Source organism: Nonomuraea sp. NPDC049419 (assembly GCF_040676995.1).
GTDB classification, from domain to species: domain Bacteria; phylum Actinomycetota; class Actinomycetes; order Streptosporangiales; family Streptosporangiaceae; genus Nonomuraea; species Nonomuraea salmonea.
This window is the reverse complement of the sequence record NZ_JBFAQB010000005.1, coordinates 62,417-86,988: the sequence shown is the minus strand read 5'-3', so window position 1 is coordinate 86,988 and position 24,572 is coordinate 62,417. Positions and strand designations below refer to the sequence as shown.

19 protein-coding genes are annotated in these 24,572 nt (G+C 71.5%); 4 read left to right on the top strand and 15 right to left on the bottom strand.

The genetic code is table 11. From position 1 onward, the window contains the following. Positions 1-112 precede the first annotated feature (112 nt). From AB0K12_RS17555 to AB0K12_RS17545, 3 genes are all read right to left on the bottom strand, one after another. Positions 113-1,672 (bottom strand): serine/threonine-protein kinase, encoded by a 1,560-nt coding sequence (locus AB0K12_RS17555; protein WP_364561680.1) that lies wholly within the window; start codon positions 1,670-1,672, stop codon positions 113-115. A 182-nt stretch (positions 1,673-1,854) separates the two neighbouring features. After that, positions 1,855-4,266, bottom strand: a complete 2,412-nt coding sequence (locus AB0K12_RS17550; RefSeq protein WP_364561677.1) for a protein kinase — start codon at positions 4,264-4,266, stop codon at positions 1,855-1,857. An 85-nt stretch (positions 4,267-4,351) separates the two neighbouring features. Then, positions 4,352-4,990 (bottom strand): pyridoxamine 5'-phosphate oxidase family protein, encoded by a 639-nt coding sequence (locus tag AB0K12_RS17545; protein ID WP_364561674.1) that lies wholly within the window; start codon positions 4,988-4,990, stop codon positions 4,352-4,354. Between the two features lie 71 nt (positions 4,991-5,061). Here AB0K12_RS17545 and AB0K12_RS17540 point away from each other — a divergent pair, with 71 nt between their 5' ends. Further along, complete coding sequence (locus AB0K12_RS17540; protein ID WP_364561671.1) at positions 5,062-6,447, top strand: PLP-dependent aminotransferase family protein; 1,386 nt, start codon at positions 5,062-5,064, stop codon at positions 6,445-6,447. A gap of 31 nt (positions 6,448-6,478) precedes the next feature. On the opposite strand, the gene AB0K12_RS17535 is transcribed toward AB0K12_RS17540, so the two are convergent. Together AB0K12_RS17535 and AB0K12_RS17530 are read right to left on the bottom strand one after the other, a co-directional pair. After that, positions 6,479-7,603: a DegT/DnrJ/EryC1/StrS family aminotransferase gene (locus AB0K12_RS17535; protein WP_364561668.1), complete on the bottom strand. Its 1,125-nt coding sequence runs from the start codon at positions 7,601-7,603 to the stop codon at positions 6,479-6,481. Beyond that, a complete protein-coding gene (locus AB0K12_RS17530) occupies positions 7,600-8,559 on the bottom strand; it encodes a GNAT family N-acetyltransferase (RefSeq protein WP_364561665.1) in 960 nt (319 codons plus the stop codon). Before AB0K12_RS17530 ends, AB0K12_RS17535 begins: the two co-directional genes overlap by 4 nt. Before the next feature lie 277 nt (positions 8,560-8,836). On the opposite strand from AB0K12_RS17530, the gene AB0K12_RS17525 reads away from it, so the two are divergent. From AB0K12_RS17525 to AB0K12_RS17515, 3 genes are all read left to right on the top strand, one after another. Continuing rightward, positions 8,837-9,874 (top strand): phosphotransferase family protein, encoded by a 1,038-nt coding sequence (locus tag AB0K12_RS17525; protein ID WP_364561662.1) that lies wholly within the window; start codon positions 8,837-8,839, stop codon positions 9,872-9,874. 29 nt (positions 9,875-9,903) lie between these two features. Continuing rightward, a complete protein-coding gene (locus AB0K12_RS17520) occupies positions 9,904-10,656 on the top strand; it encodes an SDR family NAD(P)-dependent oxidoreductase (protein WP_364561659.1) in 753 nt (250 codons plus the stop codon). Positions 10,657-10,798: 142 nt separating this feature from the next. After that, entirely contained in the window at positions 10,799-12,187 is a 1,389-nt protein-coding gene (locus tag AB0K12_RS17515) for a xylan 1,4-beta-xylosidase (RefSeq protein ID WP_364561656.1), read from the top strand. Here the strand turns inward: AB0K12_RS17515 and AB0K12_RS17510 are convergent. From AB0K12_RS17510 to AB0K12_RS17465, 10 genes are all read right to left on the bottom strand, one after another. Further along, complete coding sequence (locus AB0K12_RS17510) at positions 12,159-13,253, bottom strand: acyltransferase (protein WP_364561653.1); 1,095 nt, start codon at positions 13,251-13,253, stop codon at positions 12,159-12,161. The two genes, AB0K12_RS17515 and AB0K12_RS17510, sit on opposite strands and share 29 nt — an antisense overlap. After that, on the bottom strand, positions 13,246-14,142 hold the full coding sequence (locus tag AB0K12_RS17505; RefSeq protein WP_364561650.1) for an alpha/beta hydrolase: 897 nt from the start codon (positions 14,140-14,142) through the stop codon (positions 13,246-13,248). The genes AB0K12_RS17510 and AB0K12_RS17505 overlap by 8 nt, the downstream gene beginning before the upstream one ends. A gap of 84 nt (positions 14,143-14,226) precedes the next feature. Continuing rightward, a complete protein-coding gene (locus tag AB0K12_RS17500) occupies positions 14,227-17,061 on the bottom strand; it encodes a hypothetical protein (protein ID WP_364561648.1) in 2,835 nt (944 codons plus the stop codon). Between the two features lie 86 nt (positions 17,062-17,147). Next, positions 17,148-18,464, bottom strand: coding sequence for a polysaccharide biosynthesis C-terminal domain-containing protein (locus AB0K12_RS17495; RefSeq protein ID WP_364561645.1), 1,317 nt, complete (start codon positions 18,462-18,464; stop codon positions 17,148-17,150). Next, on the bottom strand, positions 18,457-19,260 hold the full coding sequence (locus AB0K12_RS17490) for a polysaccharide deacetylase family protein (protein WP_364561642.1): 804 nt from the start codon (positions 19,258-19,260) through the stop codon (positions 18,457-18,459). The genes AB0K12_RS17495 and AB0K12_RS17490 overlap by 8 nt, the downstream gene beginning before the upstream one ends. Continuing rightward, complete coding sequence (locus AB0K12_RS17485) at positions 19,257-20,210, bottom strand: glycosyltransferase family 2 protein (protein ID WP_364561639.1); 954 nt, start codon at positions 20,208-20,210, stop codon at positions 19,257-19,259. The genes AB0K12_RS17490 and AB0K12_RS17485 overlap by 4 nt, the downstream gene beginning before the upstream one ends. Positions 20,211-20,222: 12 nt before the next feature. After that, positions 20,223-21,056 carry a glycosyltransferase family 2 protein gene (locus tag AB0K12_RS17480; protein ID WP_364561636.1) on the bottom strand — a complete coding sequence of 278 codons (834 nt, stop codon included), beginning with the start codon at positions 21,054-21,056 and terminating at the stop codon, positions 20,223-20,225. A gap of 155 nt (positions 21,057-21,211) precedes the next feature. After that, on the bottom strand, positions 21,212-22,342 hold the full coding sequence (locus AB0K12_RS17475) for a GNAT family N-acetyltransferase (RefSeq protein ID WP_364561634.1): 1,131 nt from the start codon (positions 22,340-22,342) through the stop codon (positions 21,212-21,214). Next, positions 22,339-22,710, bottom strand: coding sequence for a hypothetical protein (locus AB0K12_RS17470; protein ID WP_355418680.1), 372 nt, complete (start codon positions 22,708-22,710; stop codon positions 22,339-22,341). Before AB0K12_RS17470 ends, AB0K12_RS17475 begins: the two co-directional genes overlap by 4 nt. A gap of 264 nt (positions 22,711-22,974) precedes the next feature. Continuing rightward, positions 22,975-24,570, bottom strand: coding sequence for a sigma-70 family RNA polymerase sigma factor (locus tag AB0K12_RS17465; RefSeq protein WP_364561631.1), 1,596 nt, complete (start codon positions 24,568-24,570; stop codon positions 22,975-22,977). Positions 24,571-24,572: the final 2 nt, after the last annotated feature.

Below are 24,572 nucleotides of genomic sequence, written 5' to 3'. Positions count from 1 at the left end.
CACCGCAAGTGTGACCGGTGGCGCGCCCCTCGTCACGAGGGCGAGCCCGTGCAGCTTCCCCCTGCAGCTTTCCGTGCAGGTTTCTCCGTGCAGGTTTCTCCGTGCCCGCCTTTCAGCGGGGGACGTCGTCCTTCGTCGGTGTCTGCACGCGCGGCGGCTCAGGGGACGTCCCGCCGGTCTGCGTCGGCCGGCTGGTGGGCCGATCGGGGTCGCGGGTCGGTGGGTTGATCGTCGGGGCGGGCCTCGACGTCTGCGTGGGCGTGCTGTCCGGCGTGACGCCCCTGGGGTCGTCGATGTCGCCGGTCATCCGCGGCTCGCCGGGCTCGTCCGGCTCGTCGGTCGGCGTGCTCGTCGGCGTGGGCTTCGGAGCGGGCGTCCTGACCGGGCGGCGGGTCGGCCGCGTCCTGGTCGGGGTCGCCTTCGGCGTCCTGGTGGGCCGCACGACGGGCGGCGCCTGGGTCCGCGTCACGGTCGGGACGGTCACCGGCGTCTCCTCCGCGAACGTGGGCGGCGCCTCCTCGGTCTCCGCCGGCTCGCTCGGCTCCTCCTCGGGCTCCGTCTCCACCGGCTCGGGCGTGCCCGGCTCGGCCGTGGTCGGCGTGACCTCCGTGGTCTGCGCCTGCAGGACGGTCTCGTCCGACCTGTTCCCGACAGCGAACACCACGGCGCCCACGATCACGCCCACGCCGACCACGGCGACCGCGATCTTGGCGGGCAGCTTGCTGAGCAGGCCCTTCGGCTCGGGGAAGCGCGTCTCGGCGAGCGAGGTGTCGGCCTGCGCCGGCTCGTCGGCCGGCGACGTCGGGAAGAGCGCGACCAGCGCGCCGGCCAGGGCGGCCAGGCGGCGGCGGCCCCGCTCCTCCCAGTCGGGCCCGTACGCGGCCGCCGCGATCTCCTCAAGCTCGGCCAGGAACGCCTGCGCCGACGCGGGACGGTCGTCCGCCCGCTTGGCCAGGCCGCGCTCTACCAGCCCGCGCAGCGGCTCGGGCACGTCGCCCACCGGCGGGGCGGCGCTCTGGTGCTGGCGGGCCAGGGCCGCGACGTTCTGGGCGCGGAAGGGCCGGTTGCCGGTCAGGCACTCGAAGAAGACGACGGTGGCGGCGTACACGTCGGTCGCGGGGCTCGCCGGGGCGCCCGCCCACTGCTCGGGCGCCATGTACGGCGGCGTCCCCGCCGCGCTCGCGCCCTCGCCGACCCTGACCGCGATGCCGAAGTCCACGAGCTTGCTGGTGCCGTCGCGCTGCACCATGACGTTCTCGGGCTTGAAGTCGCGGTGCACGATGCCGATCGTGTGCGCCGACGACAGGCCGCGCAGTGAGCCCTTGAGCACGGTCAGCGCCGCCTCGGGCCCCGTCGGCCCCTCGGCTCTGATCAGCTCGCGCAGCGAGGCGCCGTCGATCAGCTCCATGACGATCGCCGCGCCGTGACCGGACTCGACGTAGTCGATCAGCCTGGCGTGGTACGCGCTCTGCACCGTGGCCAGCAGCCGCGCCTCATGCCGGAACCTGGCGACGAACGAGACGTCCGACCTCAGCTCGTCGCTGAGGTACTTGATGGCCACCTCGACGCCGTCGTAATCGCGCCTGGCGAGGACCACCCGTCCGGCGGCGCCCGAGCCCAGCTCGCGCACCTCCGTGTACCCGGGGACCCCCCATGGCCCATCACCGTGCATAACGGTCTCCTCTGGAGTCTGTTGGGCCCCCACCCTCATCAAACGGACCGTAGCTTAACCAGAAGCGAGCACTATCCCGCTACCTAAATCCAGACATGCGGAGAAATATCACTTGATCATGCCTTGACCGCCGGATCGCGCGCGGCGGGCGGCGGCGCTCACGCAGCCGCCCGCGACCGCGTTCACCTGGGACGGGCCTCCTCTGAGGGGGTGCGCTCAGCCGGCGGCTGCTCCTTGGACGGGCTGTCCTGCGGTACGGGAGAGGACTGCGGCTCGGGCTCCTCCTCCCTGGGGCAGGGCGGTGTGCTGCCGCTACGGGTGGCCGCGCCGCCCGCCGCCGCAGGAGCGGTGACGGCCGTGATCGACCAGCGCGTGCCGCAGGGCAGCTTGGCCGGGTGGCTGAAGGACAGGCTGTAGGAGGTCGCGCCCGACAGCGTGACCGTCTGCGCGCCACCGCCCTCACCGGCCGCGAACCTGACCGTCAGCCGTACCGGCCGGGTGTTCGCGGTGGTCACCCTGACCTGTGCGCGCAGGCCGCCGTCCGCGCCCGCCGCCACGATGGCCACCCCGCGCACCTGCGGGGGACAGGGCACCGCGACCCGGGCGGTGTCGGTCCTGCCGCCCGCGCTCACCTGGACCGACAGCGTGGACCCGCAGGGACGGGAGCGCAGGACGAGGGCGAACGACTCGGCGTAGGACGTGCGTCCCGACAACCGCGCGGTCCGCGTCCCCATCGACTCCCCGTTCACCGCGAACCTGGCCCGCACCGGGATCACGCCCGTGCCGCTCGCCGTGACCCTGACCCGGGCCGTGGCGGTGCGCGCGGGTGCCGCGGGCAGGTCGAGCGTGACGTTCAGCGCGGTCAGCCGGGTCGGGCAGGGCGGCACGGCCACCGTCGCCGTCGCGGGACCTCCAGGTGCGGCGGGCGAGGTGGTGACGGCCAGGGAGACCCGCTTACCGCACGGGCGCTCGCCCATCGACCAGGTCAGCGTGCGGGTGTAGGTGCGCGCGCCGCTGAGCCTGACGCGCTGGGTCCGCCCGTCCTCGCCGGCGGCCGTCCAGGCGGCGGTGGCGGTGACGCGGCCCTCGCCGCTGGTGCGGAGGGTAAGCGTGCTGCGGGCGACGCCGTCCGAGCCGAGCGTGATCCGGCCGAGCGACACGGCCTGCACGGAGGTGACGGGCTCGCCGGTCTCCGTCGGGGTGGGGGTGGGCGTAGGGGTCGGGGTGGGCGTGGGTGTGGGTGTGGGTGTGGGTGTGACGGGGGGCTCGGTCGTCTCGGTGTCGGTGGGGGCGGAGGACGACGGGCGCGTGGGCCGCGCGTCGTCCGGTCCGGGGACGCGGGCGCTCCGCGTGGGCCTGGCCCGTTCCGGCTCGCCGGACTCCGGCGAGCCCTGCGGCACGACCCGCGGCGTCGCCTCGGGTCCCGGGCTGGACGGCTCAGGCGTCGGCCCAAGCGTCGGCCCAAGCGTCGGCCCAAGCGTCGGTTCGGTCTCGGCAGGTGTCGCGGGCGGCCCGGTGGCGGGCTGCGTCGCGATCTCACTCGGCGGTACGACCGCCGCCGCCCCGGCCGCCTCCTCGACCGGCGGCTGCCGGTTGATGAGCACGACCACCACGGCCACGGCCGCCGCGGCGGCGATCGCGCCGCCCATCGTCAGCCGCCGCGCGTTCGACCGCATGCCGCGGAAGACGGTCCGCGCCAGCGAGGTCGTCACCTCGGGGGTGGACGCCTGCGGCCTGGGCAGCAGCAGCGCGAGCAGGGCCACGAGCGCGGCCAGCCGCCGTCTGCCGCGCTCCTCCCAGTCCTCCCCGTACGCGGCCCGCGCGGTGGACTCCAGCTCGGCCACGAACTCCAGGGCGCTGCCCGGCCGCCGCGCCGGGTCCTTGGCCAGCCCGCGCCTGATCAGCTCGCGCACCGGCTGGGGCGCGTCGTGGAAGGGCACGGGGGCGTGGAGGTGCTGGTAGCCGAGGACGCTCGGCTCGGTCGAGCGGTAGGGGCGGTGCCCGGTCAGGCACTCGAAGAAGACGGCGGTGGCGGCGTACACGTCGGTGGCGGGCGAGGCGGGCCCGTTCTCCCACAGCTCGGGCGCCATGTACGGCGGCGTCCCCTCCGCCCTGGTCGCGCTGCCCTGGCGGACCGCGATGCCGAAGTCGACGAGCTTGCTGACGCCGTCGTCGCGGACGATCACGTTCTCCGGCTTGTAGTCCCGGTGCACGAGCCCCAGCGCGTGCGCCTTGGCCAGGCCGAGCAGCGAGCCCTTCAGCACGACGAGCGCCGCCTCCGGCTCGGTGGTGCCGCTCTCGCGTAACAGGGCGCGTAAGGAGACGCCGTTGACGAGCTCCATGACGATGGCGGCGCCGCCGGCGTCCTGGATGTACTCCCACATCGTGGCGATGTGGGGATCGCGCAGCGTGGTGAGCAGCCGCGCCTCAGATTGGAACCTGGCCAGCGCCGCGGGATCGCGCAGCAGGTTGCGGGACAGATATTTGATCGCTACTTCGAGCCCGGTGTCGTCGTGCACGGCCAGCGCGACGCGCCCGCCGGCACCCGCCCCGAGCTGCTTGACCTCTGTATAACCGGGAGCGCTCCACTCCATATGCCTCTCCCATCAGGAGCCGGCCCACCTGATGAGACGTACGATCAAGGGGTCTGGTTTGCCAGGTGGTTCCGGAATTATGGAACTACTCCCGGTGGAGGATGTGAACAGGCGTGGCGATACCTTCTGGGAGCACCGAATCCGGCTCGGGTTCGCCCCACGAGGTGACCAGCGGCAGCACGCCGGCCCACACCGGCAGCGCGTAATCCTCCTCCTCGTCCTTCGGCCCGCCGCTGCGCATCTTCACCGACGCCTCCTCCAGCGACAGCGCGAGGACGGCGGTCGCGGCCAGCTCCTTGCGCGAGGGGCGGCGGACGTAGTCCCACTGGCCGGGCGCGAGCCGCTCCGAGAGGGCGCGCAGGCCCTCCATGCGCTCGTCGGGGTCCGTCACCGGCCGCGCCCGGCCGTAGATGATCGCCGAGCGGTAGTTGACCGAGTGGTGGAAGATCGAGCGGGCCAGCACGATGCCGTCGAGGTGGGTGACCGTGACGCAGACCTCCCCTTCCTCGCCCGCCCGCAGCGAGGTCGCGCCGGTGGAGCCGTGCAGGTAGAGGGTGTCGCCGATGCGGCCGTAGCCGGTGGGCACGACCATCGGGTGGCCGTTCACGATCACGCCGAGGTGGCAGATCAGGCCGGTGTCGAGCACCTCGTACAGGTCGTTCCTGTCGGTGCTGCCGCGCTCCTTGGAGCGCCCGAGCGTGGTCCGCGGAGTGGTGGAGAGCATGATTCGACCGTAGCCACGAAGTGGACCTACGCTGTAGGGCCACTATCGCCGCCTTCCTAGAGACCACTTGCATGCGTACGCCCGTTGACCTGCCGCTCTCCCTCTCCCGCACGTCGGCCGAGCCGCTGACCGCCCAGCTCGCCGGGCGGCTGCGCCGGGCCATGCTGGACGGCGCGCTCGCGCCCGGGGAGCGGCTGCCGTCCACCCGGGCGCTGGCCGTGCAGCTCGGGGTGAGCAGGACGGTGGTGACGGAGGCGTACCAGCAGCTCTACGCGGAGGGCTGGCTGGACGGCCGGCACGGCTCCGGCACCTTCGTGGCCGACCTCACCCCTGGAGTCCCGCAGGAGGCGGGACCGGTCGAGCGTCCCCGCGCGCCGGCCGCGCCGCCGCCTCCGGCCGGCGCGATCGACCTCACGCCCGGCAGCCCCTGGGTGCGCGACTACGACCAGGCGGCGTGGAAGCGCGCCTGGCGCAAGGCCGCCGACCTGCCGCCGAGCGCCTCGCCCGACCCGTACGGCCTGCCGCGCCTGCGTGAGCTGCTCGCCGAGCACCTCAGGCGGGCCAGAGGCATGGTCGTCGGCCCGGAGAACGTCCTGGTCACCAGGGGCACCGGCAACGGGCTCGACCTGGTCGCGCGCATCCTCCTGGAGCCCGGCACGAAGGCCGGCGTGGAGGACCCGGGTTACCCGGCGGCTCGGGTGATCTTCGGCTCCAGGGGCGCCGAGGTGGTGCCGTGCCGGGTGGACGAGGACGGCGTGATCGTCGATCGCCTGCCTACGGACCTGCGCCTGCTCTACACCACCCCGGCGCATCAATATCCGCTGGGCGGCCGCCTGCCGATCCCGCGCAGGGAGCGGCTGCTCGCCTGGGCCAGGCGCACGGGCGCGACGATCGTCGAGGACGACTACGACGCCGAGTTCCGCTACGACGTGGCCCCGCTGCCCGCACTCTACGGCCTCGACCCGGCCCGCGTCGTGCTGCTCGGCACGCTGTCGAAGACGCTGGCGCCCGACGTCGGCGTGGGCTGGCTGGTCGGCACCCCTGAGCTGCTCGCCGAGGTGGCCGCGCTGCGCGTGGCGGTGGCCGACCGCACCAGCGGCCCCGTCCAGCAGGCGGTGGCGACGCTGATCGAGCGCGGCGACCTCGACCGCCACCTGCGCAGGATGCGCCTGGAGTACGCGCGCCGCCGCGCCGCCGTGGTGGAGCTGCTCGGCCCGCTCTGCCGGCTGCGCGGCGACACGGCGGGCCTGCACGTGCTCGCCGAGCTGCCGCCCGACCTGGTGCCCGTGGTGATCGAGCGGGCGGCGCGGCGCGGGGTGCTGCTCGACTCCACCCTCCGCCACCACCACGCGGAGCCACGCCTGCACGGCCTGGTCATCGGGTACGGCTCCGCGTCCCTGGCCGACGTGCGGCGCGGCTGCCGGATCATCGCCGAGCTGATCCGCGACGCCGGTTGAGCCGGTCAGTTGAGTCGGCCAGTTGAGCAGGTCAGCCGTGCGGGCCGCGCTCCGGTGGCTCCAGCCGGCTGAGGACGGGCAGCGAGCGGAAGGTGTACATCGGGTCGACGGGCAGCACGTGACGGGCCCACCAGCGCGCGGGCAGCGGGTCGGGGGAGGGGTCGGTGAAGCCGGGGGCGTAGTCGTCGTACGGCGGGTCGTACAGGTAGCCGGTCGAGACCCCGCGCCGCTCCAGCTCGGCGATCGCCGCGTCGCGGTCGCGCACCAGCAGCGGCACCCGGAACAACGGCCTGGACAGGTCGTCGAGCACGGCGGGCGCGACGGTGGGCAGCTCGGCCAGGCGCTGCACGCCCGCCAGCCGGCGCGCGCGGTCGCGCGGCACCCGCTCCACCCGCCTGGCCTGGTACCACCGCACCAGGCGGCTCCTGCGTGCCCGGTAGTGGTGGAGGTCGGCGCGGACCCACGGGTCGAAGGGCGGCAGCACGGGCACCTGCTTGAGCGCCTCCTTCAGCCGGTCGGCGGCGAGCGGGATGCGGTAGCCGTCGCGCGGCTCCATCAGGCCGAGGCGGCGGGCGAGCGCGAGCGCGGGGCGGACGAGGTCGAGCTTGAGCGCCGCCTGGCGGGCCATGGAGGTGGCCACGCTCAGCACGTCGGCCCGCAGCGAGCCGGGGGCGAGCAGCGCGTCGCGGGCGCGGGTGAGCGCCTTGAGGTCGGACTCGTGCTCGACGGCCAGCACGCCGCCGGAGCCGGCGGACGGGTGCTTCGACAGGCTGAAGACCCCGGCCTGCCCGAACGTGCCGAGCGGGCGGCCCCCGAGGTCGGTCTCCATGGCGTGGGCGACGTCCTCGATGAGGATCTTCCCGGCGAAGGCGGGGACGTCGTCGGGCAGGCCGTACAGGTTGGTGGTCAGCACCGCGTCCACGCCGCCGAGGTCGACGCGCGAGGTGTCGATGTTGCCGTCACGGGGTGACAGCGGCGCGATCACCGGGAGCAGGCCGGCCGCCAGCACGAGGAAGAGGATCTCGTCCGCCGAGATGGGTGACATCAGCAGCCGCTGGCCGGGGGTGCACCAGTGACGCAGCGCGAGGTAGAGCCCCAGCCGGTTGGACGGAAGCGACAGACAGCGACGGTCTGTACGCTCTGCGATGCGTTTCACCCTTGTAGGACAGTACGCAGTCTCCCGTACGTTTTCAATGCTTTGTCGGCGGTCTTGAGCAGCACCGGATTGGCCATCACCGTGGCTCTGGTCTTGCGCACCGGCACCCGCATCATCCAGTGGACGCCCGCCGCCACGCCGGCCCTGGCCACCCGGCCCTCGGCCACCTCAAGCTGGCCGTTCTTGAGCTTGTCCTTGTACTCCTTCTGGCCCCGGCCCATGTCGATGATCTGGATGCCGTCGGCGGCGGCGCGCTCGGCCATCGCCAGGTGGTGGATGAGCCCGGGGGAGTATTTCGCGAACGCGGTGTCGTAGGCGGGGAACCAGCCGGCCAGCGTGGTGCGGGTGCGCACCCCGAAGTGGCCCGCCACCGGCCGGTCGTCGACGTAGACCATGTCGAGCACCCCGGCGAACGTCTCGGTGCGGGTGGCCAGCAGTCGCTCGACCAGCTCGACGATCCACTTGTGGGCGAACCTGTCGGTGCGCCCGGTGCGCCGGTATTGGTCGGTCTTCCAGCCCAGCAGCGTGCGCAGCGGCGCGAGGTCGGTGGTCGCGTAGTCGTGACGCAGCGTGCCCATCTCGCGCTGCAGCTTGCGCGACTTGGCCAGGGTGGACTTGTAGGTCTTGCCGGACTGCTTCTTCAGCGTCTCGGTGTAGGGCTCCCAGCCCTCGCGCAGGTCGATGACCGGCGAGGGATGGCGCTCGGCGCGCGCGTTGAGCAGCGGCTGCCCGCCGACCAGGTGGTCGAACTCGTAGACCGAGAGCCCGCACGCCTTGATCAGCCGCATCGGGTCGATCTCGACGTCCTTCGCGTAGATCAGGCCCTGGGCGTCGGTGAGCCCGGCGGCCACCGGTTTCCCGATGCCGAGCGGATGCCGTTCAAAGGGGAAGAATCCCACTATTTCCGGACCGTCGTAAATGACGGCGACACGTACGACGTCTCGGAGTTCGCCCACGATGAGAGTGAATTCTGGGGATAGGAAGGGGTTGTCGAAGGCGGTGTCCGCTTCCTGCAGGGCACGCCATCGGGTCACTTCCGGCTGACCCAGTTCACGAGGCAGGGCAAGGGTGACGCGCATGGGCTCCTACTGTCGGCATGCACTCTGTCCAGCATGTGGCCAGGGGTGTATTACCCAGAGTAAAGGATCTGGCCCCCTGCGGTCGCCGCAGCTCCGGAACGTTACAAGATTCCCAGCTAGCGCTCAGGACCGAGTGACGTTCTAATGTGTGTTCATGACCGAATCTGGGACCGTGCCCGGCATCGACCACCCCCGTCTGGTCGCCTGGATGGGCCAGAACGTGCCCGACGCCGGCGAGCCCGGCTCCGTCTCGCTCATCTCGGGCGGCAGGTCCAATCTCACCTACCTCGTCGAGGCCCCGGGACGCCGGCTGGTGCTGCGCCGGCCGCCCCTCGGTCACGTGCTCCCCACCGCCCACGACATGCGCCGCGAGTGGCGGGTCATCTCGGCGCTCGCGCCGACGCCCGTCCCGGTGCCGGAGCCGGTCGCGTTCTGCGCCGACGAGGACGTGATCGGGGCGCCGTTCTACCTCATGGGGTACGTCGAGGGCGCCGCCGTACGCACCCGCGACGAGCTCGGCGACCCGGCGCCCGAGCGCGTCCAGCGGCTGTCGGAGCGGCTGGCCGAGGTGCTCGCCGCCATCCACGCCGTCGACTACAGGGAGGTCGGCCTCGGCGACTTCGGGCGGCCGGAGGGCTATATGGCCAGGCAGCTCGACCGCTGGTGCCAGCAGTGGGAGCGCTCGAAGACGGCCGACCTGCCCGACTACGACCGCCTGGTCGAGCGGCTGCGGGCGCGGCTGCCCGCCGAGGCGCCCGGCACGCTGGTCCACGGCGACTACCGGCTGGACAACACGCTGCTGCGGCTCGGCGACCTGGAGATCGCGGCGGTGGTCGACTGGGAGATGTCCACGCTCGGTGACCCGCTGGCCGATCTGGGGCTGACGCTGACGTACTGGCATGACAGGGACGACGAGGAGCGGGCGCGCATCCCCGTGGCCGGTGACGTGACGGTGGCGCCGGGGTTCATGAACGCGGCGGAGTTCGCCGCACACTACGCCAAGGTGTCGGGTCGCGAGATATCCGACCTGGGGTTCTATGTGGCGTTCGGCAACTTCAAGCTCGCCGTCATCGTGGAGGGTATCCACGCGCGCTTCCGTCAGGGTAAGACCGTGGGAGAGGGCTTCGACCGCATCGGCGCGGCCGTGCCCACGTTGATCTCGCGCGCCCATCGCATGCTCGACCAGCACTGAACGCCTCGACCCCCCAGGCAAGGAGCGTCATGAGCACTGTCGCACTCATCACCGGAGCGGCGAGCGGCATCGGGGCCGCCGTCGCGCGGCGCCTGGCGTCGGGCGGCGCCCGCTGCGTCCTGGTCGACCTCGACGCCGAGGGCGTGGAGCGGCTGGCCAAGGAGGTCGACGGCGCCTGGCTGGCCGCCGACGTCAGCCAGGAGGAGGCGTCGCTTGAGGCCGTCGCGCTGGCCGAGCGCCGCTACGGCCGGCTCGACCTCGTGCACCTCAACGCCGGCATCACCGGCAAAGTGGACTTCGCGGACTTCGACGCCGAGCGCTACCGCAAGGTGGTCGGGGTCAACGTGGACGGCGTGGTCTTCGGCGTGCGGGCCAGTGTGCCGCTGCTCGTACGCTCGGGCGGCGGCGCCATCGTGGCCACCGCCTCGCTGGCCGGGCTGGTGGGCTTCGCCGGCGACCCCGTCTACACGATGACCAAGCACGCGGTGGTGGGCCTGGTCAGGGCGCTGGCCGAGCCGCTGTCCGCCCAGAACGTCCGCATCGGCGCGGTCTGCCCGGGCTTCACCGACACGCCGCTCGTGGCCGACGCCCGGGAGCTGTTCGCCAACGCCGGCTTCCCCCTGCTCACGGCCGACGACGTCGCCGCCGCCGTCGAGAGCGCCTTCTACACCGACACCCCAGGCACCCTCCTCGTCGTGCAGCCGGGGCGGCAGCCCGTGCCGTACCGGTACGCCGGCGTGCCGGGACCCGCCACCGGGCAGCGCCCGCCGAACGCCGGCTGACGAGTCCAGATCAACGGCAGGCGCTCCGCGAGCGGGACCACTACCGTGAGGTGGGCCGGGCACGCCGCCCGGCCCCCCTCACTTTCCGGACCTTGTAAGTTCGTTGTTCCCCCTAACGTCTCGCGAGGATGAGGAGCGTTCAGTGATTCCGACCGACGGCCGACACGCGCGCAGGCGATCGCCGTGGCCGATCGCGCTCGGGGCGGGCGCGCTCGCGGTCGTGCTGGTGGCGGGCATCATGATCTACGCCGCCATCCGCACTCAGGCCCGCAGCGAGTTCAAGGGCAGCGACGTCGCCACGTCCGTGCCCACCCAGCCCGCCCCCACGCTGGAGGCGCCGCCCGCGTTCGACAAGTGGCCGCGCTGGGGCGTCACCCACACCCAGTTCAGCGCCGACAACGAGCCGGAGCACGTCGCCGAGCAGGCGAGGGGCGTGCTCGGCCGGGTCCCCATGCTGCAGAACCAGCACATCATGGGCTGGGGCGTGGGCAACCCCGAGCCGAGCCCTGGCCAGTTCAACTTCCGTGACCTCGACCGGCGGCTGACGTTCATGGCGTCCTCGCGAGCCATGCCGGTCATCACGCTGTGCTGCGCCCCCGACTGGATGAAGGGCGGGCAGGCCGGCCGCACCGACTGGAGCAAGAACCACACGGTCGCGCCCAAGAAGGAGCACTTCGACGACTTCGCCAAGCTCGCCGCGCGGGTGGCGAAGCAGTACCCGACGGTCAAGCACTACATGGTCTGGAACGAGTTCAAGGGCTTCTGGAACGCCGATACCAACCGCTGGGACGCCGAGGGCTACACCGAGCTGTACAACAAGGTCTACGACGCGCTGAAGAAGGTCGATCCCGAGATCAAGGTCGGCGGGCCCTACGTCCCGATCGGCACCCTGTCGGGCACCGGGCCGTCGGAGCTGACCGGGCCCTGGGGCACCGTCGACCAGCGGGCGCTCGACGCCATCGAATACTGGATCCAGCACAACAAGGGCGCCGACTTCATCGTGGTCGACGGCGCCTCGATGACCGGCGACAAGGGCAACGTGCCCGACGACTTCAGCGCGCAGGCCAAGTTCAGCGCGATCACCACCTGGCTGCGGCAGAAGAGCGGCGACAAGCCGGTGTGGTGGGCCGAGTGGTACGTCGAGCCGGAGAACTCCGGATGGAGCGAGGACAAGCGCACGGCCGTGCAGGCGAGCGCGCTGATGGAGTTCGTCAAGAGCGGCGTCACCACCGCCCTCTACTGGAACCCCCAGCAGGACGGCGAGGGTGAGTGCCCCGGCTGTCTCTGGGCGCCCAAGGTCGGCGGTGAGATGCCGATGGCGGGGCTGCTCAGCGGCTTCACCAAGTGGTTCCCCGTCGGGGTGAAGGCCGAGGAGGTGACCTCGTCCGACCCGAAGGTCAAGGCGATCGGGCAGGAGCAGCAGCTCGTCATGGTCAACACCAGCGACAAGAGCGTCACGGCCACCGTGGACGGGCGGCAGGTCAGCCTGCGGCCGTACGAGATCAAGTGGTCGGGGCGCGGCGGCGCCTGACCCCCGCCAGCGCGCAGCACGCCACCAGCACCGCCCCGAACGCCGGCAGCCAGGTCAGCCTGGCCGCCACCCAGGCCGCCGACTCCGGGGCGGTGTGCAGGCCGGGCAGCACCCGGCCGCTGAGCAGGCCGAGCGCCGTCACGGCGATCATCGCGGTCTGGTGCCACAGGAAGATCGTGATCGCGTGCACGTTCACCACGGCGACGACGGCCCAGGCCAGGGGGCGGCGCAGCGCCCGGCGTAACGGATCGGCCAGCAGCCGCGCGGCCCCGCACTGCGCCAGCCCGAACGTGACGACGGCCAGCGTGGGCGGATCGAGGTTGGACACCGCCGCCCCCGGCACACCCACCATCGAGGCCGGATAACCGGCCGCGAGCACGAGAGCGACGGTGGCCGCGCCGCCACCCAGCAGCAGCACCCACCCCGTACGCCGGGGCGGCATCCCACCCGCCCAGGACGCCCCGAGGCAGTACGGCACCAACCACCCCGCCATCACGTTCACCCACCCCAGCCACCCAGGCCCACCCGCGAAGAACCGGCCCCCGTCGACCAGCGCGACCACCGCCACCGGCCACGCCGGATGCAGCCTGGCGGCCAGGGGAGTCAGTGCCGTCAGCACGCCGAAGACCAGCAGGAACCACAGCGGTGACCAGACCAGCCTGGCCAGGGCGAGCACGACGTCCAGGGAGACCCCGGAGGCCGGCATGGTCACGGCGGCCACCGTCCACACGGCGGCCACGGTGGCGACCGGCCCGAACAGGCGCGCCAGCCGCCGGCCGAGCCACACGCGGTAGCGCTCGGCGGAGCGGGCCCAGCCGCGCGCCGCGACCAGCCCGCCCACCAGGAAGAACACCGACAGCGTCTGGAACAGCCAGGACGCCGGGGCCAGCTGCGGCAGCGCGCTCAGCGGGCTCGCGCCGCGCAGCGTGCCGGAGTCGGCGACCAGGGCCGTCACCAGCCAGTGGCCGAGCACCACGCCGCCGATGGCGAGCGCGCGCAGCCCGTCCACCGCCCGGTCCCGGCCCGCCGGGGTGGCGCGCTCGACGCGCTCGAGGAGCTCACGCATCGCCGGAGACGATCCGCGCGATGGCACGCAACGCCGGGGAACCGGGCCGCAGGTAGTCGCTGTGCCCGCCGTTCCCGGCCGGGAAGACGCGCGTCCCGGCCGCCGGATCGACCGGGTCGAGGCCCAGGCCCAGCGTGACGAACGGCAGCTCGAACCGGGCGTGCGGCACGCGGGCGATCCAGTCGCCGCCGGCCCTGGCCGCCCACACCGGGGCCTGGGTGCGCAGCGGGCCGGCGGTGCCGGTGCCGGGAGCGCCGAACAGGACGATGCTCGCCACCCCGCCCAGATCAGGCGCGGCCCGCCCGCACACCACGGCGCCGTACGAGTGGCAGAGCAGCGACACCCGGGCCGGCCCCAGCTCGTCCACCAGCTCCTCCACCAGGGCTCGCAGCGCGGGCGCCGCCGCGTCGGCCCGGTCGGGGGTGAGCAGAGCGGCCTCGTACGTGCCGGGCGTCCGATACCCCAGCCACGCGACCACCGCCGCCCGCCCGCCCAGCTCCTCATGCAGCGCAGAAGCACCGGAACGCAGCCGCCCGTACCGATCGATGCTCGTGTCGGAGCCCGGCACCAGCACCGCGACCCGCTCGGCCGTGGCCGGATCGCCGAACACCTCCGCCGCCCTGCCACCGTCCCGCCCGTCGAAGAACAGGAACCGCCGCGCGGGATCGGCCATCGCCCGCAGCACCTCCGCACGGCGCCGGTGCCCGTGCGCGGCCGCCATCCGCCCGGCCGCCACGATGCCCTGCCGGACGGCGGCGTAACGGGCCTCGGACAGCCCTGAAGGCGGCTGGACGGGCTCGGGAGCGGGAACCTCGGCACCGGACAGCGGAGCCGCTAAGGAGACCGCCAGAGACGCGATGAGCAGGCTGCGGCGAAACGGGAAGCGCATGCAGCCGAAGCTACGAAGCGCCCCCCGTCATCGTCGTCACGCCGCGGAGTGGACCGGGAACGTACCCCTCAGGTACTACACCGCTCAGTTGTTCGCCGCGATGTAGAGGAATCTCTCCACGATCACCGCCAGCGCGACCGCGAACGCCGGCACGGCCAGGAACAACAGGCGTTTGCGGGCCCGCGGCGCCCGGTTGGGGCCGTTGAGGCGGATGATCTCGTAGCTGAAGAGCGCCACCCACGTCACCGCCAGCGCGGCGATGCCCACCGGCGTCCACGGCGAGGTCGGGTCGCCCCTGCCCTCGTACGGGTTCGGCTCCGGGATCTCCGTGCCTCTGACGAACTTCTTCCACGTGTAGAGCGCCGCGTCCTGGTTGGCGTAGACCCGCTTGACGTCGGGTGACTTGTCCAGGGCCGCGCGGAACCGCTCGCCCCAGTCGGCCGGGAAACCCTCGTTGAGCTGCAGGTAGCTCACCTGGCCCCGGCTCACCATCAGGTATGAGTTGCGCGGCGCGCTCTTCAGCTTCGCCACCGCGTTCTCGATCCTGGACGGGTCCTTGAACACCAGCGCCTGCTCGGAGAAGCTCACCCGCTCGATGTCCCGCTCGCCCCACGGCAGCGTCGGCGTGACCTCGGGGCCCTCCTTCGGCACCAGGTAGAGCACGCGGGCGCTCGGCTTGTCGTGGTCGTAGACGTAGTGGAGCGCCGCCACCTCGCCGGTGGTGACCCGCTCGAACTTCTCGTTGCCGTACCTCGCCAGCAGGAACGCCATCGCGAACACCACCGCGAAGCACGCCGCGAGCACCAGCGAGATCCGCTTGGTGAGCTGCGGGTTGAAGCGCACGTTCCGCTTGCGCAGCGGCACCGTCTCCTCGCGCACGTCCGCGCTGTCGGCCGGCAGGTTCGGGAAGAACGCGTACGCGGCCAGCAGGCACGCGCCCGGCAGCGCGAACATGTAGATGCGCAGCCCGATCTCGCCGCCGTAGCTCTGCAGGCCCAGCGCCAGCACCGGCACGCAGAGCAGGATCAGCGCCGAGCGGTCGAACACCCCGCGCCGCAGCCGGCGGAACAACCCGGCCGCGGCGCAGGCCAGGATCACCGCGAGGATGCCGAGGCGGGACTGCAGCACCATCGCGTGCGCCGGGTCCGTGCCCTCGATGCGGTCGCCGGTGTTGCTGCGCAGGTTCTGCAGGATGTTGCCGAGGCCGCCGAAGATCGTGTCGATCTGGCTGGCCCAGAACCCGACCGTCATGTAGCTGATCCAGGCCAGCACGATCAGGCCGAGGAAGAACGGCAGCGCCCACGTCAGCGTCGTCCGCTTGAACAGCAGGAACGCCGTCACCACGCCCAGCATCATGAACGGCGTGATCTGATGCGAGGCCACCGACGCCAGGAACAGCGCGATGAGCATCATCAGCATCAGCAGCTTGTCGGCGCGGAACGTGCCGGTGTTGGCCAGCTCGCCCGGCGTCATCGCGTCCAGCTTGCCGATCCACTTGCGCAGGCCCTTGGGCGGCACCGGCTTCGTCCGCTGCTCCACCCGGCCGAACCAGCGCAGCAGGATCGCCACGAACGCCAGGTAGAGGGCGAACGTGAAGCCCTGCGGGGAGAAGTAGTCCTGGCCGATCCACTGCACCAGCACGAACAGCAGCGCCGCGAACCACCTGGCGCGCGTCGTCGCCACCACCTGGCGCAGGATCAGCACGAACGGCAGCAGGTAGAGCAGGTTCGACAGCAGCGGCGTCCACTGCAGGATCGTCGTCATGTCGCTGATGCCGGCCGCCTTCGTCACGAAGGCGAAGAGCGCGAAGAAGCCCGGCCAGCCCATGCGGGCGTCGATGTTGATCGCGGTCTCGCCGGTCCTGCCGATGAACTCCACGAAACCGGCATGGATGTACGCCGTGGGGAAGCGCGGCTCGTCGGCCACCAGCGCGCCCGCGCCGTGCAGGGCGAACGTGATGGCGGCGATCTGGAACAGCAGCAGGAACTTGCGGTCGGTGCTCTGGGAGACCGTGACGAAGAACGACACGATCATGATGAGGATGGCGATGAACGCCGTCGCCGGCAGCGCCGAGATCAGCCCGAGCCCGTCGATGTCGGCGGGATCGACCCCACGCCAAGGCCCAGGGGGCACCTTGAGCGCGAGGACGTACATGACCAGGCCCTCAAGGACCAGCAGGACGGGCAGCCACTTGGGCGCGCTGGCGACCAGCGCCCCCAGCCGCGCCCCGATCCCCTTCTTGGGCGCCTGCTGCCGCTGGGGCCCGCCGTAGGGCGCCTGCTGAGGAAGCGGCGGGCTGCTCACCGGCGGGCTCTGCACCGCCACCCCGCCACCGGGCGGCCCAGGGACGGTCATCGGCTGCACGAGGTCCGCCAGACTCCGCGCCCCACCGGGTGCCTGGGAGGCCGCCGGCGCGCCGCCGGACGGCGCGGCCGCCCCTCCGGCGGGTGGCGTGTCGGAAGAGCCTTCGGTCGTGGCGCTCGTCGTGCTGAGCGCGTCCGCGGGCTTGGGCGCGTCGGCGGGCTTCCGTGGCCTGGAAGGCTGCACCTTCATGGGCTGCGTGCCCCCGACCTCCTCGCCCGCACCGGAGGCGGGCGGCTTCGGGGGCTCCGCGACGACCGGGGGTTTGACGCCGGCCGGGTTCGTGTCGGTGGTGTCGGTGGAGGTGGCGTCAGGGGCGGGCAGCGGGAGGGGGAGCCGGATCGCCGTGGTCGTTTCCGCGTCGGCGGCGCCCTCGTCGGCGGCGCCCTTGTCCGCGGCGCCCTTGTCCGTGGAGCCCTTCTCCTCGGTGCCCTCGGTCTCGGCGCCTTCGTCCTCGGCGCTCTTCGGGGCCTCCTCGGCCGCGTTCGCGCCCTCGCCGGACGGGGGCTCGAACGTCAGCTTCGGGATGACACCCGTAGCGTCCGGATCGAAGGGCACGTCCGACTCCTCCTTGTCACCACGAACGTCCGGGGAACTGGTTCCCGTGGTCTTGCCATCGCCGTCCCGTTGCCTCACGTTGACCATCATGCGGCCCCGGACGACCCCTGGGTGACAGGCGACCGACCAGTTTCGTCCACTTTGAGTATCTTGCGGAGATTTCCAAAGATCACAAGTGCGACGAGCACCTCACTGAACAGCAGACCGTATCCGACCGCGTTCACCCCGAAGTACGGGAAGAGCAGCAACGTGGACACCAGCACCAGCACGGCGAGCCCGATCTGCACGACGGCCAGCGTCCGCGCCTGGCTCTGCGCGCGCAGCGCGCTCAGGTACACCTCGATCAGCACCCGGGGCAGCACCGCCAGCGCCATCAGGCGCAGCAGCAACGTGCCCTCCTCGGCGAACTCGGAGCCGAAGATGCGCAGGATCAGCGGCGCACCCAGCACCGCGACCGTGATGATCGGCACCACGATCATGAACGCCCGCCGCAGCGCCCGCCGGCAGTTCTCCGCCAGCGCCGCCCGGTCGAAGGAGCCCTCGACGGTCAGCGACACCGCCATGTTCATGGCCAGCAGCTCGATCATGCTGGCCAGCGTGTGCGCCATCGAGAAGCGGCCGAACGTGGCCTCGCCCACCTGCGTCGCCACCACCACGGGCACCAGGTAGACGATGGCCAGGATGGACAGCGTGCCGGGGAAGTCACCGGCCAGGAAGCGGCCGACCTCGCGCAGCCTGGGCGGCTCCTTCACGGGGTCCGACTCGCGGACGTGCCGGCGTACGACCACGCCGAAGATCAGCCACTGCACCGGGATCAGCGCCAGCGCGGTCGGGATGACCCACGAGACGAAGATCCCGCCGGAGGGCAGCGCCCCGGCGAGCGCCACCAGCAGGCCCATCTTGACCAGGCCGAAGACCAGGTTGTTCAGCGGCACGAACGGCGCCCTGCGCAGCCCGGTCAGCACGACGTCCTGGAGCGTGAAGACCGCCCACACCACCACGGACGCCAGGAAGAACAGGCCGGGCCCGAACCCGGCCAGCACCGAGTACGTCTTGCCCCACAACGGCAGCGTCAGCAGGAAGCCGAGCGCGGCGACCCCGCCGGTGGCGGCGGCCAGGCCGTACCCGCGCAGGATCAGCTCGGGCGTGCGGCGGCCGGCGATCGGCAGGAAGCGGGCCAGCGCGCCCACGAAGCCCAGCGCCGTCAGCGAGGCGAACAGCCGCATCGCGGTGATCACCGCCTGGCCGCGGCCGAACTCCTCGGGCGTGTAGAAATGGGCGGCGAGCAGCCAGTAGCCCATGCCGAGCACGCCGGTGACGACCGTGTTGGCCATCAGCGCGTAGCCCTGCCGGAACAACGGGTTACGCAAATCGGTGACGACTCTCGCCCAGACCCTAGACATTTCCGCGCACCCGCTGCAGCCCGTACCTCGTCCTGCGCACGACCGCGTACCCCTTGGTGAGGATGCGCTCGCGCAGGTAGATGAGAGGTACGGCGGTGCCTTCGACGGCGCGCTTGAACATGTTGATGGTCGTGCCCTTGCCGACCGTCAACCGGGGGATGGCGAGCATGTCGTGACGATCGGCGGCGATCGTGTTGCTCACGGCGCAAGCGGCGAAGTATCCGGCTTTGCGCACTTCACGGCGTACGCGGGCGCTGGAGTACCCGTACGGGTAGGCCATGGTGGCGACCGGCGCGCCGATCTTCTCCTCCAGCAGACCCTTGTTCCTGCGCAGCTCCTGCCGCAGGTCCTCGATGCGGAGCTGGTCGAGCTGCGGATGGCTGTGGCTGTGGCCGCCGATCTCGATGCCGGTCTGCGCGGCCTCGCGGGCCTGGCCCCAGGACAGCATGTCGTCCAGGGGCCGGCCCGCGGCGTCCTTGCCGGCGTCGGAGACCCAGCCGCTGGTCAGGAAGACCGTGGCCGGGAAGTTGTAGCGGTCCAGCAGCGGCAGGGCGCGGCTGTGGAAGTCGGCGTACCCGTCGTCGAACGTCACCACGACCGGCTTGTCCGGCATCGAGCGGCCGTTGTTCTTGTTGAGCGCGGCCACCAGGTCGCCCAGGGTGAGCGGGGTGAAGCCGCTCTCCTTCAGGTAGGCGAGCTGCTCGGCCAGATCGGACGGCCGCACGGCGTGCGGCTTGGTGTCGTCGTTGGGCGTGTCGGTGACCGAGTGGTACATCAGGATCGGTACGCGGGTCATGACCCCGCCCCCTCTCGGGCCACCTTCAGCCGTACGGAACCGACGACGTAACCCCAGGTCGTCCAGGCCAGCCCGATGACGATGGCGGCGGCCCTGCCGAGCCCGCCCAGGTCGCCGCGCAGGGCCTCGCCGACCCCGCGCAGCGCGCCGAGCGGCAGCGTCTTCATGGCGTGCGCCCGCTCGCTCGACAGCCCGTCCTGGGTGCCGACCTCGCGGGTCACCAGCGCCTTCGACAGCCCTTCCGCGTAACACCTGGACCTGAAGTACGCGAACCGTTCACGCTGCCTGGACACCTTGTGCCCGATCACCGCGCGCGGCTCGAAGAGCATGACCGAGCCCGGCTTGCGCTGCGAGAGCCTGATGCAGAACTCGGTCTCCTCGCACCCCAGCGGGCGCGACTTGCGCCCCTGCACGCTGCGGCCGATGCCGCTGTGGAAACCGCCCACCTCGGACACCGCGTCGCGCAGGAAGGCGGCGTTGCCGCCCATGACGTTGCGGATCGGCGCCCTGACCGCGGGCATGCCGCGGTAGGTGCAGCCGACCGTCCAGTCGAACTCGTACGGGAACCACGAGGGCCGCCGCCCCGACGCCCACAAGGGGTCGGTGCGGCCGCCCACGCCCACGACACCGGGTTCCTGGAAGCCCTCCTCCAAAGCCTCCAGCCACCCGGGATCGGCGACGGCGTCGTCGTCGAGGAACGCGACGATCTCACCGTTGGCCGTGGCCACCCCGGTGTTCTTGCCACCGGACAGCCCCTGCTCGTGCGTGTTCTCCACCACGATGGCCTGCGGGTACTCGCGCTTGAGCTTGAGATGCAGGTCGGGGTTGTGATCGACCACCAGGATCAGCTCGTGTGCCGGGCGTGTCTGGTTCTCGACCGACTCGACTGCCTGCCTGATGTCCTCCCACCGCTCCTCGGTGTAGACGCAGATGACAACAGACGTGTTCACAGAGATCCTTTTTTAAGCGACGCCTCGGTCAGCGGCGGGAGTGGCGGCGGGCTCAGGCTGAGGGGGAGTGGGCTGGCGACGCCACTCCTTCAGGATGGTCTTGAGCACGCGGAAGCCGTCCCGTACGACGTGCAGGTTGCTCTCGCCGTGGATGCGATTGCGCTCGTGGCTCGGCACCTCGTGCACCTTCAGCCCCGCCTTGGCGGCCCGCACGTTCATCAGGGTCTCCACCTCGAAGCCGTCGCAGTCGAGGTCGAGCACGTCCAGGTGGCGCGCCCAGAACGCGTTGTAGCCATAGCAGAGGTCGGTGTACTGGGTGCGGTACATCACGTTGACGATCCCCGTGAGGATCTTGTTGCCGAGGCGCCGGTTGAGCGTCAGGTCGTCGCTGCCGCCGCCGGCCGCGTAGCGCGAGCCCTTGACGAAGTCGGCGCCCGTCACCAGCGCGCCCACGAAGTTGATGATCTCGCGGCCGTCGGTGGAGCCGTCGGCGTCGATCATCACGATGATGTCGCTGGTGCACGCGGCGAAACCGGCGGCCAGGGCGTCGCCCTTGCCCTTGCCCGTCTGGGTCACCACTTTGACGTTGGGCCGCAGCCGCTTGGCGACGGCCACGGTGTCGTCGACGGAATTGCCGTCGACGAGCACGATCTCGTCCACCCACTGCGGGATGGTGGCGAACACATGAGGGAGGTTCTCGGCTTCGTTCATCGCCGGCACGACCACGCTGACCGTCGGGGAGATGGCCAGGTGCGGAGTGACCGGCGTGAAGCTGGTGGGCGGAGGCATCGACCGCAGGGGTGCGGAGTGGACCTTGCCGTTGTGCTTGGTTATCTCGGGACTCATAGCGAGGGAATTCCTTCCGGGACCCCGCATCACGCGCCGGGCACGGACCCTTCCCGGGTGCTGCGGGAACGGTGAAACCGGCGAACGATGCATTCGGTGGATCCAGTGGAGTGAGGGTGTTGGTGCTGTGCCGGGGGGTCTTGCCCGGGAGCGGTCTAACGCGTTCCCGTTGGTTCCTGACTTACCGCATTGGATGGCTCCTGATGTTGCATCGAGGTGCGCACCCGACCGAAGCCCTTGAGCACACGGTCGGCCGCCCTATAGAGAGACGGCCGGTCCATGACAATTGTTCGGGCCTTGTTGAAAGGAGTTCGGCCCATCCAGTGGACCGCCGCCGACGGCGACGGCCGTGAGATGCGGCCTTCGGCGACGTACAGGACGCCGCTCTTGAGCCAGTCCTTGTACTCCTTGCCGCCCTTGCCCATGTCCACCATGTGCAGGCCGGCGTTCGCGGCGGCCTCGGCCATCTGGAGATGGTGCACGATGCCCGGCGAATAGCGGCCGAACTCGGTGTCGTAGGCGGGGAACCACCCTACAAGCGTGGTCGCCGTACGGAGGCCGAAATGCCCGGCTACCGGCACGTCTCCGGCATAGAGCATGGTCAGCACGCCCGCGAAGTCCGATGAGTTCTCGGCATGCATCATGTCGGTCAGCTCGACGATCCACGGCTGGGCGAATCTGTCCACCCGGCCGGTTCTTCGATACTGGTCGGACTTCCACGCCAGCAGGGTGCGCAGCACCTCGGGGTCGGGCGAGGCCCACTCCAGGCGCAGCTCGCCGTGCTCCCTGCCGAGCTTGCGTTCCTTGTACCTGACCGTCTTGAGGTTCTTGGGCGAGTTGGACTTGACCTGCTCCAGCCAGGCGTCGAAGCCGGCGGTGAAGTCCATCACGGGCGCGGGCCTGACGTCGGCCTCGTACGCGGCGAACGTCGGCTGGCCGGCCACGAGGTGGTCGAAGTCGAACACGCTGAGCTTGCAGGCCCGCAGCAGGGCCTTGGCGTCGAGCTTGAGGTCGGGGACCGAGATCAGGCCGTGGCAGGTGGTGAGGAAGCCGCCGAGGGGTTTGCCGATGCCGAAGCTGTGCCGCTCGTACGGGAAGAACCCGACGATGCGGCCTCCGTCGGAGATGACCGCCACCCTCACGTAGTCGCGCAGACGATCCATCGCCACGGCGAATTCGACCGACAGGAACGGGTTGTCCAGATTCGGGTCGGCCTTCTGCAACTCGCGCCAGCGCGCGCGCTCGGAGTCGCCGAGTTCTCTGGGCCGGACTACCTGGATGTTCACCTTGCCCTGGCCCCCTGTTCGGTCTGCATGCTCTTCCCCCGGTACAACACCCGAAGCACGTACATGAACCCACCGAGCACGGCGACCGTCGCGACACCGGCCCGGGGCGACCACGCGTTGAAGAGCAGCATGGCCTGGGCGAGCAGTACGTTGAGCACAAGGCTCGCGGCTGCTCCCACGGAGAGTGCGGCAAGGGGGTCACGATCACGCAACAGTCCCACCACTGCCGCCCCTGGCACGACCAGGAGGAACAAGGAGATCAGGAACGGGCGCAGCGGTGTCTCGATATCGAACAGCGCGATGACCGCTCCTGCGATGCAGGCGAGCGCGACCAGCCAGGCCAGCGCTCTGCGGTGCTGCTTGAGCATCTCCTGTCTCTCTCCTGCCCTTGCTGGTTAGGACGCCGAACGATCGCAATCATGGGACCAATCGGCGCCTGGACACGTCAATGCCGACGCTTGGCGACGCGCGCCGGTTTACCGGCAGGCGGGGTCTTTCGTGTGACCTTCAGCACACGGTCAAGTGATCGCCCACCTCGAAGCGGTCCCCAAGCACACCAGAATGCCCTATGTGGCCTAGGATCTTCGAGCCAGGGTCCGATTTATACCCGTTTGTCGATCACATTAGGCAATCTACTGCGCGTTGACGTCTGCTTTGCGCAGGCCCTCGGCATCCGTCCCATTGGCGGATGAGGTGGCCACCCCCGACGTGGGTGCGGGGGACGGTTCCTCGCTCACCGTCGGCTGGTCGGTCGGCGGCTCGGGGAGCTCCTCGCCCTGCCAGGACAGCGCGCACGTGGCGGTGCCCGCGTTCGAGGTGAACGCGACCCGTCCGGTGCCCGGCTCGTACGGGTCGGCGACCGTCACCATGACCGTCGCGGCGGCCCCCGCCTTGATCGAACCACTGGCCGGGACCACGTCCAGGCCCTGCGAGGCGGTCGCCACCCAGGAGACCGCCGCGTTGCGGGCCCGCAGCCCGATCTCGCCGGCGCCGGTGATCGCCTTCGGGCACGTGGTGACCAGCCGGGCGCCGGGCGCGGGGCGGCGGGTGGCCGTCGGCGGGGCGGGCCTGCTCCTCGGGGGGCCCGCCGCAGGTCGTGAGGCCGGGCGCGAGGCCGGTCGCGAGGACGCGGTGGCCGATGGCGTACGGCTGGGCGACGGCGTCGGGGTCGGCTCGACCTCGTCGATCTCCAGGTCCTCCGTCGGCTCCAGGCTCTCCTCAACGGGCGGCGGCGTGGTCACGGTCGGCCGGGGGGCCGCGGTGCCGACGTCGGAGGCGTTCGAGCCGTTGATCACCACCACCGCGCCCGTCGCGGCCAGCAGGCAGGCGCCTGCCAGCACGAGCGGACCCACGCGGCGCGAGCGGCGCCGGCGCGGGCCTGACTCGGCCACCACGGGGAACCCGCCGCGGTCGAAGCTGTCACCGCGGTCGGTGATCAGCTCCCGCGTCTGGTCCAGCTCGGGACTGACGCACGTGTCGATCACCCGCCGGCGCAGCGAGATCCCCGGGTACGCCACCGGCACCAGGTCCAGCAGCCGCGCCGCAGAGACCTGCCGGTGCCGCCCCTCCGTGCACACCTCGCACCCGCCGATGTGCCCCGACAGCCGCCGCCGCAGCAGCGGGGTCAGCGGGCCCTCCCACGAGTCCACCATCGCCGACAGGTCGGGGCAGTGCGCCCGTCCGGTCCGCGCCAGCACGACGGCCGCGGCCGCGATCTCCAGATGGTCGCGGGCCCGGCTCAGCCGGTTCGCCGACTGGCGGCCGGTCAGCCCGAGCACCGCGCCGACCTCCGCCGGGGTCAGGCCGTGGCGCAGCGACAGCTCCAGCACCTCGCGCTCGCCCCTGCGCAGCTCGCCCAGCGTCTCGTGCACCAGATCCGCCAGCTCGGGGTCGTCCTGCTCGGCCGGGTCGGGCAGGCTCAGCCCGGCGGGCGGGGTGCCGGGGCGGTGGGCCAGGCGGGCGCGTACCTGGAACCTGGTCAGCGCGTACAGCCAGGCGCGCAGCTTGGCGGGCTCCTTCAGGCGCTCGACGCAGCCCTGCGCGGTGACCAGCGCGTCGTGCACGGAGTCGGCGGCGAGGTCGCGGTCGGCGGCCATCGCGTAGGCGTAGTCGTACAGGCGCTCGCCGTAGGAGTCGTAGAGCGTGGCGGGAGCTTCGGGGTCCGCACGCCGCAGAGCCTCGATCAGCTCCTGGTCGTCGGCGCGATCGATGGTCGGCCATCCAGGCACGG